Origin of the sequence: Sphingomonas qilianensis, assembly GCF_039614825.1 — a bacterium.
Taxonomy (GTDB): domain Bacteria; phylum Pseudomonadota; class Alphaproteobacteria; order Sphingomonadales; family Sphingomonadaceae; genus Sphingomonas; species Sphingomonas qilianensis.
This window is the reverse complement of sequence record NZ_JBDIMF010000001.1, coordinates 713,102-726,481: the sequence shown is the minus strand read 5'-3', so window position 1 is coordinate 726,481 and position 13,380 is coordinate 713,102. Positions and strand designations below refer to the sequence as shown.

General features: G+C 62.2%; 13 protein-coding genes. 4 read left to right on the top strand and 9 right to left on the bottom strand.

Annotated features, from left to right (window positions below):
• Positions 1-48 precede the first annotated feature (48 nt).
• Positions 49-1,017, bottom strand: a complete 969-nt coding sequence (gene corA, locus ABC969_RS03510; RefSeq protein WP_345862990.1) for a magnesium/cobalt transporter CorA — start codon at positions 1,015-1,017, stop codon at positions 49-51.
• A 59-nt stretch (positions 1,018-1,076) separates the two neighbouring features.
• Positions 1,077-2,402, bottom strand: a complete 1,326-nt coding sequence (rimO, locus tag ABC969_RS03505) for a 30S ribosomal protein S12 methylthiotransferase RimO (protein WP_345862988.1) — start codon at positions 2,400-2,402, stop codon at positions 1,077-1,079.
• A 155-nt stretch (positions 2,403-2,557) separates the two neighbouring features.
• Between rimO and ABC969_RS03500 the strand changes: the two genes are divergently transcribed.
• From ABC969_RS03500 to ABC969_RS03485, 4 genes are all read left to right on the top strand, one after another.
• The gene (locus ABC969_RS03500) at positions 2,558-3,067 is read left to right on the top strand and encodes a DOMON-like domain-containing protein (protein WP_345862987.1); all 510 of its coding nucleotides are present in this window, start codon (positions 2,558-2,560) and stop codon (positions 3,065-3,067) included.
• Positions 3,064-4,260, top strand: coding sequence for an exo-beta-N-acetylmuramidase NamZ family protein (locus ABC969_RS03495; RefSeq protein ID WP_345862986.1), 1,197 nt, complete (start codon positions 3,064-3,066; stop codon positions 4,258-4,260). The genes ABC969_RS03500 and ABC969_RS03495 overlap by 4 nt, the downstream gene beginning before the upstream one ends.
• Positions 4,261-4,408: 148 nt before the next feature.
• The gene (locus ABC969_RS03490; RefSeq protein ID WP_345862985.1) at positions 4,409-4,552 is read left to right on the top strand and encodes a hypothetical protein; all 144 of its coding nucleotides are present in this window, start codon (positions 4,409-4,411) and stop codon (positions 4,550-4,552) included.
• Between the two features lie 130 nt (positions 4,553-4,682).
• On the top strand, positions 4,683-5,015 hold the full coding sequence (locus tag ABC969_RS03485) for a PilZ domain-containing protein (RefSeq protein WP_345862984.1): 333 nt from the start codon (positions 4,683-4,685) through the stop codon (positions 5,013-5,015).
• Here the strand turns inward: ABC969_RS03485 and ABC969_RS03480 are convergent, their stop codons facing one another.
• From ABC969_RS03480 to dnaG, 7 genes are all read right to left on the bottom strand, one after another.
• A complete protein-coding gene (locus tag ABC969_RS03480; RefSeq protein WP_345862983.1) occupies positions 5,016-6,194 on the bottom strand; it encodes a vWA domain-containing protein in 1,179 nt (392 codons plus the stop codon). It abuts the gene before it with no gap.
• A gap of 38 nt (positions 6,195-6,232) precedes the next feature.
• The gene (locus ABC969_RS03475; protein WP_380808962.1) at positions 6,233-6,793 is read right to left on the bottom strand and encodes a CHAP domain-containing protein; all 561 of its coding nucleotides are present in this window, start codon (positions 6,791-6,793) and stop codon (positions 6,233-6,235) included.
• 100 nt (positions 6,794-6,893) lie between these two features.
• Entirely contained in the window at positions 6,894-7,745 is an 852-nt protein-coding gene (locus tag ABC969_RS03470; RefSeq protein ID WP_345862982.1) for an AAA family ATPase, read from the bottom strand.
• A 78-nt stretch (positions 7,746-7,823) separates the two neighbouring features.
• Entirely contained in the window at positions 7,824-8,489 is a 666-nt protein-coding gene (locus tag ABC969_RS03465) for a DUF6975 family protein (RefSeq protein ID WP_345862981.1), read from the bottom strand.
• Between the two features lie 158 nt (positions 8,490-8,647).
• Positions 8,648-9,199, bottom strand: a complete 552-nt coding sequence (locus ABC969_RS03460; protein WP_345862979.1) for a hypothetical protein — start codon at positions 9,197-9,199, stop codon at positions 8,648-8,650.
• 229 nt (positions 9,200-9,428) lie between these two features.
• Positions 9,429-11,456, bottom strand: a complete 2,028-nt coding sequence (gene rpoD, locus ABC969_RS03455; protein WP_345862978.1) for an RNA polymerase sigma factor RpoD — start codon at positions 11,454-11,456, stop codon at positions 9,429-9,431.
• Complete coding sequence (gene dnaG, locus ABC969_RS03450) at positions 11,456-13,351, bottom strand: DNA primase (protein ID WP_345862976.1); 1,896 nt, start codon at positions 13,349-13,351, stop codon at positions 11,456-11,458. Before dnaG ends, rpoD begins: the two co-directional genes overlap by 1 nt.
• Positions 13,352-13,380: the final 29 nt, after the last annotated feature.

Below are 13,380 nucleotides of genomic sequence, written 5' to 3'. Positions count from 1 at the left end.
CCGTTAGCCGAGCTAGAGGCTCCCTTGGCCCTGAATGGCGTTGCAGTGCTACAGCCAGTGCGCACGCTTAAATCGGACGAACAGGCCGGTGCACAACGTGGCGATCACGGCAATCACCGTGGGATAGCCATAGCGCATGTCCAGTTCGGGCATGTATTTGAAGTTCATGCCGTAAATACCGGCGATGGCGGTGGGCACGGCGAGAATTGCTGCCCAGGCGGCCAACTGCCGCGTGATCCCGCCCTGGCGCTGTTGTTCGAGCAACGCGCTGACTTCGAACACCGATGTCAGTGCTTCGCGCAGCCCGCCGACCATGTTCTCAACGCGACGGACATGATCGAGCACATCGCGAAAATACGGCCGCGCTTCGCGATCGATGCACGGCATATCGAGATTGGCGAGTTTGTTGGCGACTTCGCCCATCGGCCCGATGATGCGCTGGAAGCGAATGACTTCGCGGCGTTGCGAAAACAACCGCGCGGTTTCCTCCATTTGCAGCGAGGAATGCATCGCGCGCTGCTCGATTTGGAGCACCTCCTCCTCGATCGCGTCGACGATCGGCAGATAGCCATCGACGATAAAATCGATGATCGCATGCAGGACATAATCGACGCCGTGGCGCAGCAGTACCGGCGATGCCTCGAGATGGACGCGCAGATCGCTATGCGCGCGCGCCGAACCGTGCCGCACGGTGATGATGTGATGGCGACCGACAAAGATCGACGTTTCGCCGTACGCGATCTTGTCCGCATCGCGGTGCGCGGTGCGCGCGATGACGAACAATTGATCGCCGTACACGTCGACCTTGGGCAATTGATGCGCCTTCAGCGCATCCTCGACCGCCAGCGGGTGCAGCCCGAACTGCTCTTGTAGCTTGAGCAATTCCTCGTCGGCGGGTTCGAGCAGCCCGATCCAGACGAATTCGGAAGGGTTGTCGCCGCACGGCACGGGCTGGTCGATGGAGATTTCGCCGACGCGCTGGCCGTCGCGATATTGGTAGGCAGCAACAACACTCAAGACCGGACCTCATCGACACTTTCGGTCTGACTAGGCCGCAGAAGGGCCGGCGTAAACAATCAGACCGGCACGCCATACAGATCATGCTCGTCGGCATCCTCGATCAGCACCGGCACGATATCGCCCTGCTGAAGATGCCCGGCATCGCGCAGGAAGACCTCGCCATCGATCTCGGGCGCGTCCGCCTGCGAGCGCCCGGTCGCCCCGTCTTCACCGACCTCGTCGATGATCACGTCGAGCGTACGACCGATCTTGGCCTGCAATTTCTCCGCCGAGATGCGCGCGGTCAGCTCCATCAGGCGCGCGTACCGCTCTTCCTTGATCTCTTCGGGCACGTGATCGGGCAGCAGATTGGCCACCGCGCCTTCGACCGGCTCGAAGCGGAACGCGCCGACCCGATCGAGTTGCGCTTCCTGCAGCCAGTCCATCAGATAGGCGAAATCGTCCTCGGTCTCGCCCGGGAAGCCGACGACGAAGGTCGAGCGAATGGCGATGTCGGGCGCGATCGTCCGCCAGTGCTTGATCCGTTCGAGCACCTTGGTCTCGTTGGCGGGGCGCTTCATCAATTTCAGCACGTTGCGGCTGGCATGCTGAAACGGAATGTCGAGATACGGCAGGATCAGGCCCTCCGCCATCAACGGGATGACCTGATCGACATGCGGGTAGGGGTAAACGTAATGCAGGCGGATCCAGGCGCCTAATTTGCCGAGTTCGCGCGACAGATCGGTCATGTGCGCGCGGACTTCATGGCCGTGCCACATGCGTGGATGATGGCGGATGTCCACGCCATAGGCCGAGGTGTCCTGGCTGATCACCAGCAATTCTTTGGTCCCGGCAGCGATAAGCTTTTCGGCTTCGCGCAAGATCGCATCGGGGCGGCGGCTGACGAGATCGCCGCGCAGGCTGGGGATGATGCAGAACGAGCAGCGGTGGTTGCAACCCTCGCTGATCTTTAGATAGCTGTAGTGGCGCGGGGTGAGTTTCAGCCCGCTATCGGGAACGAGATTGAGGAACGCGCTGGGCGGCATAGGTGCTGCTTCGTGCACCGCGCCGACGACTTCCTCATATTGATGCGCGCCGGTGACAGCGAGGATGCCGGGAAAGCGCGCGCGGATCGTCTCGGCTTCCTTGCCCATGCAGCCGGTGACAATCACGCGGCCATTCTCGGCGATCGCTTCACCAATCGCTTCGAGCGATTCTTCCTTCGCCGAATCGAGAAAGCCGCAGGTGTTGACGAGCACGACGTCTGCGCCGGCATAATCGGGCGACATGGCATAGCCATCGCTGCGCAGCTTGGTGAGGATGCGTTCGCTGTCGACCAGGTTTTTGGGACAGCCGAGCGAGACCATGCCGATCTTCGGCGGGGAGGGGAGTATGGTTGCCATGGGAAGGGCGGCATGTAGGCGCATTGCGAAGATTTTTCCACCCATCCTCCAAGCTTCGGCGAAGTACTTGTGGAAGAGGCGTCTTTCTCTTTACCGTGCGACGCGGGCCGGCCGTCGACACGCTCAGCCGAAACGGAGGTCTGGTGCTATATTCGTTGCTGCCGCACCCGCTCATGCCGGCTCCGGCCGGACGTGCGATCGAGGTGCAAGGCGAGATCAGTCGTGATGCCGCAGCATTGCGCTTCGTCGTCGCGGGCCCGGTTCCGCTCATACCCGCCAAGGCGATGAGCCAACGGGCCGATGACCTGTGGAAAACAACCTGTTTCGAGCTCTTCATCGCGCCGTTGGGAGAGCCGGGCTATGTCGAATTCAATTTCTCGCCCTCAACCCGGTGGGCGGCCTACGCCTTCGATGCCTATCGCGGGGGAATGCGGCGATGGCCGCTTGCTGCGTCGCCTCAGATCGAGCCGATCGAGAACGGCATTCGCGTGACCGTCGATGTGTCGCATCTGCCACCCCCGCCGTGGCAGATCGGCCTCTCCGCTGTCATCGAAGAACGCGACGGGACCAAATCCTATTGGGCGCTGGGGCACGCGCCCGGGGCACCCGATTTCCATAACCGGGATTGCTTTATCGCCACCCTGGCGGCACCAACGCGGCCATGAAATTCGGTATTGATCGCCTGCTCACCGACCCCGCCCTGCGCCAGCCGCTGGAGGGCAAGCGCGTTGCGCTCCTCGCGCACCCCGCCTCGGTCACCGCCGATCTGACGCATAGCCTGGATGCGCTGATCGCGACCGGGGTGAATATCACGGCCATGTTCGGGCCGCAGCACGGTGTCCGCGGGGATTTGCAGGACAACATGATGGAGTCGCCCGACTTCACCGATCCTCAGTACAATATTCCGGTGTTCAGCCTGTATGGCGAGGTCCGGCGGCCGACGGCGGCGTCGATGGATACGTTCGATACCATCCTGATTGATCTGCAGGATGTCGGGTGCCGCATCTACACGTTCGTGACGACGTTGCTCTACGTGCTCGAGGCTGCCGCCGAGCATCACAAGTCGGTATGGGTGCTCGATCGGCCCAATCCAGCGGGGCGGCCGATCGAGGGGCTGACGCTGTTGCCGGGATGGGAAAGCTTTGTCGGGGCGGGGCCGATGCCGATGCGGCATGGCCTGACGCTGGGTGAGCTGGGACACTGGTTCATCGCGCAACATGGCATCGACGTGGATTACCGCGTGATCGCGATGGAGGGCTGGACGCCCGGCGCGGCGCCGGGCTTCGGCTGGCCAGAGGATCGCGTGTGGATCAACCCCAGCCCAAATGCGGCCAACGTCAACATGGCGCGCGCCTATGCCGGGACGGTGATGCTCGAGGGCACCAATCTATCCGAAGGCCGTGGCACGACGCGGCCGCTAGAGCTGTTCGGTGCGCCTGATATCGACGCCAAGGCCGTGATCGCCGAGATGCACCGCATCGCGCCCGACTGGCTGGCGGGATGCACACTACGCGATTTCTGGTTCCAGCCGACCTTTCACAAGCATGTCGGGCAATTGTGCAGTGGCGTGTTCCTTCATGCCGAGGGCGCGAGCTACGATCATGTGGCATTCCGGCCGTGGCGTGTGCAAGCGGCGGGGTTCAAGGCGATCCGCGCGCTTTATCCCGATTATGATCTTTGGCGCGATTTTCCGTATGAGTATGAATTCGGTAAACTGGCGATCGACGTGATCAACGGCGGGGAGGGGCTGCGCGCATGGGTCGATGACTCCAACGCTGCCGCACGCGATCTGGAGGACGCCGCCGCGGCTGACGAACGCGCTTGGTACGAGTCGTCTCGCGCTGCGTTATTGTACTGACGGCCACTTCATGGTGCTGCCATCACTATGGCGCAGCAAATAAACGGTTGGTCGCAAAGGTCCAGAGAGCTCTCACAAACTATTGGGATTCGACCTAAATTTGAAGCAACGCTGACAATGACAGGGGATCGTTGTGGGGACGGGGCCAATGACTTCCAATTTGCATTATTATGCACGGCGCGTTGTGCAGGAGCAGGCAGCAGCACGCACAGCCGTGACGCCAGCCGGGCGTGAACGGCGACTGGCGCTGGCCGAGCAGTTTCGCGCAAAATTGCTCGCGCTGAACGGCTGAACAGCGCTACTTTTCGCGCGAAAAAGCTGCCTGATCAGCAGGTTGATCCAATATTTCAATTTACACTGGTGATAATAGTAACATCTCATTCACTATTTTGCGCCAAGCCGAAGTTTCTCGGGAGACGACCATGGCATCGCGCGCCACGCAATTCAGGAAAGTCCAGCCGGCGTTAGTCGAATACCGCACGGTGCCACGTCATTCCGTAGTAATAACCACCGCTACGGTACGCCGCCATGGCAGTTTGCCGGACGATGCGGTGTTGTGCGACATTTCAGCGTATGGCTGCCGCCTTGAATCGCCGAATGATTACAGTGCGCAGGAGCGGCTATGGGTGCGCTTTCCCGGTAGCAATCCAATCTCGGCGACGGTGGTTTGGGCGCGAGATGGCTTTACTGCTTGTCGATTTGATGCGCCGATCGAACGGTCGCTGCTGCGTTCGATGACATTGACGTCGCTCTGATCAGCGTTTGCGCGTTAGTTCGCGCATGGCTTGGTCCAGTCCCGCCAGCGTCAGGGGATACATGCGGTCGGTCATCAATTCCGCGATGATGCGCGTGCTTTGCGAATAGCCCCATTGCTCGCGCGGCACGGGATTGAGCCACACCGCGGCGGGATAAGTGGTGGTCAGACGATGCAGCCACACCGCCCCGGATTCTTCGTTGAAATGCTCCACTGAGCCACCGGGATGGGTTATCTCGTACGGGCTCATCGCCGCGTCGCCGACAAAGACGAGCTTATAATCATGACCGTATTTGTGGAGCACGTCCCACATCGGCGTCCGGTCAGTAAAGCGGCGCTTATTGTCCTTCCACACGCCCTCGTAAGGGCAATTGTGGAAATAGAAGAATTCAAGGTTTTTGAACTCGCTGGTGGCGGCAGAGAACAATTCCTCGCACAGCTTGATCCAGGGATCCATCGAGCCGCCGACATCCAGAAACAGGAGCAGCTTGACCGCGTTGCGGCGCTCCGCGCGCATCACGACATCGAGCCACCCCTGCCGCGCGGTGCCAGCGATCGTGGCATCGATATCGAGTTCGTCGGCAGCGCCCTCGCGCGCGAACTTGCGCAGCCGGCGCAGCGCCACCTTGATATTGCGCGTGCCCAGTTCCTTGGTGCTGTCGAGGTTTTTGAAGGCGCGGTGGTCCCATACTTTGAGCGCACGTTTGTGCGTACTTTCGCCGCCAATCCTCACGCCTTCGGGATTGTAGCCGCTATTGCCGTACGGGCTGGTGCCGCCGGTGCCGACCCATTTATTACCGCCCTGATGGCGCCCTTTCTGCTCCTCGATCCGCTCCTTGAGCGTCTGCATGATCTCGTCCCACGAACCGAGCGAGGTGATCTTTTCCATTTCTTCGGGCGTGAGATATTTGGCGGCGACGGCCTTCAGCCAATCCTCCGGGATATCAGCATGGTCCGTGCCGGCGGTGGTGGCGAGGCCGCGAAAGACTTTGGCGAACACCTGATCGAATTTATCGAGCAGGCCTTCATCCTTCACGTAAATCGCGCGCGAGAGATAATAGAAATCCTCGGGCGTGCGATCGATCACCTCGGCGTCGAGCGCTTCCAGCAGCAGCAGATGCTCCTTGAGACTGGCGGGGATGCCCGCGGCCCGGAGCTCATCGAGGAAGTTCAGAAACATGCCGACACTGTGACGACCCGCCGCGTCGCTGTCGAGGCTCAGTAGGCGTCGATCAGCGCGCCGACATAATCAGGATTGCGGCCGGTGAGCTCGGGGGCGGGAACGGCCCTGGCGAGCGCCCGAGGGGCAGCGGCATCGGGATTGCCATAGATAAAGCCATAGACCGGATAGATGCTGCCGCCGAGTCCATCGCGATCGCGGTACCAGACCTTCACCGACGTCCAATCATTGTTCGGCGACACATCGGTGAGCGTCACATCCTGCTCCGCATGGCCGCGTTCGCCATTCTGGCGTGACCAGTTGGCGTGGGTGATCATCAGGACGCGGCGGGTGACCACGCGGCTGACCACCGCGACATGGCCCAGACGGAGCTGCGCGGATTTCTCAAACACGATGACCGCCCCGACCCGCGGTGTTTCCCCGCGCCGGTATCGACCATCCGCCTGATCCCACCAGGTCCAGGCATTGCCGTAGATTTGAATCCCGGAGGCGGCACGCGCGAACGGCACGCATTCGCCGACATAATCGAGCAGCGAAGCGCTCTGGGCAGGAGCCGTGCTGCACAGCGTCGCGAGCGCAACAAGAACAGGGCCGATCATCCGCATCTTGCCGGCGGGGCTAACGGCACTGCGCAAACGGCCTGTCACCAAGAATGCTTTATGGCGCATAAACCGTGACAGGGCGCCCGGGCTGATCGGATCAGGCCTTCTGCTGGCGCTTGGCCATGAAGGCGAGTCGTTCGAACAGCATCACATCCTGTTCGTTCTTGAGCAGTGCGCCGTGGAGGGGCGGGATCGCCTTGGTAGGATCCCGATTCTGCAGCACCTCGAGCGGCATATCCTCGTGCAGCAGCAGCTTGAGCCAATCGAGCAATTCGCTGGTGCTCGGCTTCTTTTTCAGCCCCGGCACGTCGCGCACGTCATAGAAAATATCCATCGCCTTGCTGACGAGGATCTTCTGGATGCCCGGGAAGTGCACGTCGACGATCGCCTGCATCGTCTGGCGATCGGGAAATTTGATATAATGGAAGAAGCAACGGCGCAGGAACGCGTCGGGCAATTCCTTTTCGTTATTGCTGGTGATCACGACGATCGGGCGTTCGACCGCGCGCACCGTTTCCTTAGTTTCGTAGACGTGGAATTCCATGCGATCGAGTTCCTGCAACAGATCGTTGGGGAATTCGATATCGGCTTTGTCGATCTCGTCGATCAGCAGCACCGGCGGCCGGGGCCGGGTGAACGCCTCCCACAACTTACCGCGGCGGATGTAATTGCCGATATCGTGGACGCGTTCGTCGCCCAACTGGCCGTCGCGCAGCCGCGCCACGGCATCATATTCGTACAGCCCCTGCTGCGCCTTGGTGGTGGATTTGACGTTCCACTCGATCAATTCGGCGCCAACCGCCTTGGCGATCTCATAGGCGAGCACGGTCTTGCCGGTGCCGGGCTCGCCCTTGACCAGCAGGGGGCGGCGCAAGGTGACCGCGGCATTGACCGCGACCTTCAGGTCATCGGTGGCGACGTAGCTTTGCGTGCCTTCGAAGCGTTTCATGGTCGCGCATCCCGAATTTTGAAAGATCGGTTCGGGGAATAGAAGCAATGCGCGCCGCGGCGCAAGCCGGCGTGGATGCTACAACGCGTCGCGCGCGCTGGCGCGGGCCTCGATCAAGGTCCACAGGCCGCGATGCTGGGCGAGCAATTGTTGCGCGCCAAAGGCCATCGCGCGTTCGATTGCGGGGCTTTGCCCGAGCGACAAAACGACCGTTTCGATTTCCGAATCGAGCGGCAAGGGGAAGGGCGCGGGCTCGACGCCAAAGCGTCGCGCGGCGGCATCGAGCGGCACGCGGATCGCGGCCCAATCGATCACCAGCGCAATCGCTGCGCCGGTGGCGCAGCCCGTGCGTTCGGATTGCGCCAGCATATCGAGCGCGTGCCGCTGACCAAGCACGGCGGCTTCGGATTCTGCCTGGCCTGGCGTGGAAGGCTGATGACCGGCGGCGGCAACGAGCCTGGCCAGATATGAGCGCTCCGCGGCAAAGCCTGCGGCGGCCTCGATCAGCCATTCCTGCGCCAGCGGCTGCGCGTTCGTCTGGATCGCATATTCGATCAACCCCGGCTGGCGGCCGTGCAGCCAGCACCAGGCATGGATGGCATCGGAGAGATCGCGCACCGCCGCGTCGCGCGCCGCGAGCCGCGTGGGCATGGGGTGCCGGCTCGTGCCATCGGCATCGGCCAGCGCAGCAATCAGGCCCCAATTACCCTGACACCTGGCCAGTGTTGTTAAATCTTGCGCCATGATTCCCCGTATATCGACCCAAAATCGTGCGATCGATCTGTGTTATGCCACGCACTACTAGCATAGCGCATGTAAACAGCAGGTTTATGCTCGCCCGATTTGAACTCGACTCACCCGATTTAGTGGGCGATTTGGCGGCGCGTTATCCGGGCGGCGGGTTACCGGGGCGGTGGATCGCTGATCGAGATGGCGAGCCCGCCGGCAAAGCGATCGATGGCAATCGTCAGCGGCAACCCGGCGCGATGCGGGCTGGCGATATCGACATATTGATGCACGCCGCTGACCTGGACGTGACACAAGGTGCGCCGCAGCGCGGCGCGCGCCGGCGCCGGCGCGACCGTATCGAGCGGCAGGCCGATCGCGACCGCCTGACCGAAATAGTTTCGTGCCGTGCGGCTGGCCGCAGTGATGCGCAGATCGTGATCGCCGATCACCACCATGTCGCGGATCAGCTCCAGCAACGGTGCGATTTCCGGGGCCTGGCAATTCCCGCCGGGGAGACGCGGCGCGAGCAACGTTTCCATCACCTCGATCGATGTGAGCACCAGACGCGGGCGGCCACGATACAGCACATAGACGGGCGCCGTGGTGGCGCGCCGTTGCCATAGCCCGAAATGGCGGACGAGCGCCGACGCGGTGACGATATCGACGCGGGGCGGAGGCGCGCCGATCGCGTCGGCCGCGGGATCATCCGGAGGGTGGCGCGGCATGGCACTCATGCTGCGGTGAAGCGCGCTTGGACCAAGGCGCGCAAGATGGCGCCTCCGGAGCGGTGGCAATTTCGCGACACATTGCTTGGAACGGGGGCATCGGCGTGACCGGGCATAACGCTGCGGGGCTGCGCCGGGGCCGCGCCGAGTTGATCAAGGCTGGCGCGTTGGCGCGGTCGCCAAGCTGCCGCCAGGCCGACCTCGGTTCGGCATGGCGGCAGGGCAGGGCTTACTGGTCGAGAAAGCTGCGCATCTTGCGGCTGCGACTGGGGTGCTTCAATTTGCGTAGCGCCTTGGCCTCGATCTGGCGGATACGCTCGCGCGTGACCGAGAATTGCTGGCCAACTTCTTCCAGCGTGTGATCGGTGTTCATGCCGATGCCGAAGCGCATGCGCAGCACGCGCTCCTCGCGCGGCGTGAGCGACGCCAGCACGCGCGTGACGGTTTCCTTGAGGTTCGCCTGGATCGCGGCATCCACCGGAATGATCGCGTTCTTGTCCTCGATGAAATCGCCGAGGTGGCTGTCTTCCTCGTCGCCGATCGGCGTTTCGAGGCTGATCGGCTCCTTGGCGATCTTCATCACCTTGCGCACCTTCTCCAAGGGCATGGAGAGGCGCTCGGCCATTTCCTCGGGCGTGGGCTCGCGGCCCTGCTCATGGAGGAACTGGCGGCTGGTGCGCACCAGCTTGTTGATCGTCTCGATCATGTGCACCGGGATACGGATGGTGCGTGCCTGATCGGCGATCGAACGCGTGATCGCCTGGCGGATCCACCACGTGGCATAAGTGCTGAACTTGTAACCGCGGCGATATTCGAATTTATCGACCGCCTTCATGAGGCCGATATTGCCCTCCTGGATGAGATCCAGGAACTGCAGGCCGCGATTGGTGTATTTCTTGGCGATCGAAATCACCAGCCGCAGGTTGGCTTCGACCATTTCCTTCTTGGCGATGCGCGCCTCGCGCTCGCCCTTCTGGACCATGTTGACGATGCGACGGAACTCGCCGAGCGCCATGCCGGTGGCCTGGCTGATCTCCGAAATCTCGTTGCGGATACGATCGACCGAATCGCTCTCGTTGGTGACGAAGGCGGTCCATTTCTTGTCGAGCTTGCCGAGATTGGCGATCCACTGCTCATCAAGCTCATGCCCGATATAGCGATCGAGGAAATCCTTGCGCGGCACCTTGTGGCGTTCGGCGAGGCGCAGCATCTGGCCACCCAGCGCCGTCAGGCGACGGTTGAAGGCGTAAAGCTGATCGACGAGATATTCGATCTTGGCGTTGTGGAACTGGACGCTTTCGACCTCGGCGGTGAGCTCTTCGCGCAACTTGTGATATTTGCGCTCGTCGGCGGCCGAAAGCTCGCCGCCGCCGCTCATCGCATCGAGCCGCTGCTGCTGGACCTTGCTGAACTTCTTGTAGAGCGCGGTGATGCTGGCGAAGCGTTCGAGCGCGATCGGCTTGAGCTGCTCCTCCATCTGCGCGAGGCTGAGCGTGTTATCCTCTTCCTCGTCATCGGACGGGCGCGGCGTGCGCCGCTCCTGCATCGAATCCTCTTCCTCTTCAGCGGGGGATTCCTCGGGCTCTTCCTCTTCCTTGAAGCTGGGGCCGGCGGTCTTCTCGCTGATCTCGCCCGAGCCTTCTTCGTCGTCGGTGAGCGATTCGGGCGCTGGATCCTTGGACAGCATGGCATCGAGATCCATGATCTCACGCAGCTGCATCGTGCCTTCGTTAAGCGCGGTCGACCAATCGATGATCGCGTTGAAGGTGATCGGCGATTCGCACAGGCCGAGGATCATCGTGTCGCGACCAGCCTCGATGCGCTTGGCGATGGCGATCTCGCCTTCGCGCGACAGCAGCTCGACCGCGCCCATCTCGCGCAGGTACATGCGCACCGGATCGTCGGTACGATCGATGACTTCTTTTTTCTTTACGTCGAGCTGTTGCGGGCCATCGTCCGACGCGTCGACCGATTCGACCTCGTCCTCGTCGGCAGGCTTTTCGTCGCCTTCCTCGCCGGCTTCGTCATTCTCGACAATGTTGATGCCCATTTCGCTGAGCGCCGCGGAGATGTCCTCGATCTGGTCGGACGACATCTCGCCCTGCGGCAGCGCCTCGTTGAGCTGCTCATAGGTGATGTAGCCACGCTTCTTGGCGCGCGCGATCACCTTCTTGATCGAGGCATCATTCAAGTCGATCAGCGGTGCATCGCCGGATTCGGTCGTGTCGGCAGCATCCGCCATGTCGGTCTTCGCCATCAATTGCCCTCAGCACTAAATACCCTGGCGTCTTCGTTCGCCTGCACCAGATTGGCAAGCCGAGCGTCGAGCGCCTGTTGTTCCTTCACCAGCGCCACCTGCCGTTCGAACGCTTCGTCCGAATAGCGCGCTTGCATCTCTGCCGTCGCATCGGCCAGCGCCGCATCCACTTCCGGTCGCGACACCAGGATTGCGATGGCCTCATCGAGGTCCGCGCGCGCCTGAGCCGGTTCCGCATCCTTCTGTGTGAACGAGCAGGATAATTGATCGGCTCGCAACAGATCATGCGCGATTATATCAAATCCAGATGCCGCCAATATGGTGAGGAGGCCCTCACTATCAAGCGTCTTTCCGGAATGCGCGTCTTCTACCGCCAAATCGACGAGCTTTTCGGCGATCCGCTCAAGGTCGCTATCGGCAAGCTGAAGCCTGCCAAGCTCGGCCATATGGCGCCCGATCTCCGGCGGATGGCGCAGCAGGCCGGCAATGACGGCCTGAGCAAGAATGGTGTCGACGCCGCGATTGCGAACAGCCTTTGCGAAATGGGAAGGCGGTTCAATTGGTTGCTTCCACTGCCCGGTGGCTCCTCGCTTGCCCTGCTGCTTTTTTTGTAAGGGCTGAAGAGAGGAACGGCGCTTAGCTTGGAAATACTCGTAAAACCGATTGCGGAAGTCGGTCTCGTATTCTTTCCGGACTGAGATATCCGAGATAGTGCCCGCAAGTTCGTTAAGTCGGGCCTTCAACCCGGCCTTTTGTTCGGGCGTGTCATGCGCCTCAAACTCGAGTTCATATTTCCAAAGCTTGTCGACCAGCTGCTCGGGCGTTTTAAGCAATGCTTCGAACGCGGGCGCGCCTTTTGCGCGGACCAGATCGTCCGGGTCCTGGCCTTGCGGGAGCGTGACAAAGGCGAGGCTGCGACCGGGGGCCAGCATCGGCAGCGCGCGGTGCGCGGCGCGGATCGCGGCTTTCTGGCCGGCGCTGTCGCCATCGAGGCACAGGATCGGCACGTCGCTCATCCGCCACAGCCGTTCGAGCTGCGCCTCGGTGAGCGCGGTGCCGAGCGGCGCGACCGCCTCCTCAAAGCCGGCCTGCGCCAGCGCGATGACATCCATATAGCCTTCGACCACGAGGATGCGGCCGGTTTTCCGCGCGGCGGGGGCGGCCTTGTCGAGATTGTAGAGCGTGCGGCCCTTGTCGAAGAGCGGGGTTTCCGGCGAGTTGAGGTATTTCGGCTCACCCTCGCCGATGATGCGCCCGCCGAACGCGACGGTGCGCCCGCGCGGATCGCGGATCGGGATCATCAGCCGGCCGCGGAAGCGATCATAGGGCGTCTTTTGCTCGACGGAGATGAGCAGACCGGCTTCGATCAGCAGCGGATCGCCATAATCCTTCAGCGCGTCCTTCAGTTTGCCGCGCGAATCGGGGGCGTAACCCAGGCCGAAAGCGCGGGCCGTCTCGCTCCTGATGCCGCGCTTTTCCAGCACGCTGCGCGCTTCGGCGCCGGCCAGGCCGTTGAGCTGATCGGTGAACCAGCTCGCGGCATCGGCGCAGGCCTCGTGCAGGCCCTTGGCTGCTTCGGCCTTTTCCGCCGCGCGTGGGTCCAGCGCCGGCAGCTCCATGCCGGCGGCCTGCGCCAGTTCCTTTACCGCATCCATGAACGGCAGGCCGCGCTGATCGGTCATCCAGCGGATCGCGTCGCCATGCGCCGAGCAGCCGAAGCAGTGATAGAAGCCCTTGTCGTCGTTGACGTAGAAGGACGGGGTCTTTTCGTTGTGGAACGGGCAGCAGGCGCGGAATTCGCGCCCGGCTTTCTGCAGCTTGGTGGTGCGGCCGATCAGCGTGGACAGGAGCGTGCGCGCGCGGAGCTCGTCAAGGAATTGGGGCGAGAGGGTCATACCCCCTCCCGCGCGCAGGAGGGGGTAAG

Bases quoted from the DNA above. Each gene is read 5' to 3' on its own strand.
- dnaG (WP_345862976.1), bottom strand. From the start codon at position 13,351: ATGACCCTCTCGCCCCAATTCCTTGACGAGCTCCGCGCGCGCACGCTC.
- ABC969_RS03495 (WP_345862986.1), top strand. From the start codon at position 3,064: ATGAAATTCGGTATTGATCGCCTGCTCACCGACCCCGCCCTGCGCCAG.
- ABC969_RS03480 (WP_345862983.1), bottom strand. From the start codon at position 6,194: ATGTTTCTGAACTTCCTCGATGAGCTCCGGGCCGCGGGCATCCCCGCC.
- ABC969_RS03485 (WP_345862984.1), top strand. From the start codon at position 4,683: ATGGCATCGCGCGCCACGCAATTCAGGAAAGTCCAGCCGGCGTTAGTC.
- ABC969_RS03460 (WP_345862979.1), bottom strand. From the start codon at position 9,199: ATGCCGCGCCACCCTCCGGATGATCCCGCGGCCGACGCGATCGGCGCG.
- ABC969_RS03475 (WP_380808962.1), bottom strand. From the start codon at position 6,793: ATGATCGGCCCTGTTCTTGTTGCGCTCGCGACGCTGTGCAGCACGGCT.
- rimO (WP_345862988.1), bottom strand. From the start codon at position 2,402: ATGGCAACCATACTCCCCTCCCCGCCGAAGATCGGCATGGTCTCGCTC.
- ABC969_RS03490 (WP_345862985.1), top strand. From the start codon at position 4,409: ATGACTTCCAATTTGCATTATTATGCACGGCGCGTTGTGCAGGAGCAG.
- rpoD (WP_345862978.1), bottom strand. From the start codon at position 11,456: ATGGCGAAGACCGACATGGCGGATGCTGCCGACACGACCGAATCCGGC.
- ABC969_RS03470 (WP_345862982.1), bottom strand. From the start codon at position 7,745: ATGAAACGCTTCGAAGGCACGCAAAGCTACGTCGCCACCGATGACCTG.
- ABC969_RS03465 (WP_345862981.1), bottom strand. From the start codon at position 8,489: ATGGCGCAAGATTTAACAACACTGGCCAGGTGTCAGGGTAATTGGGGC.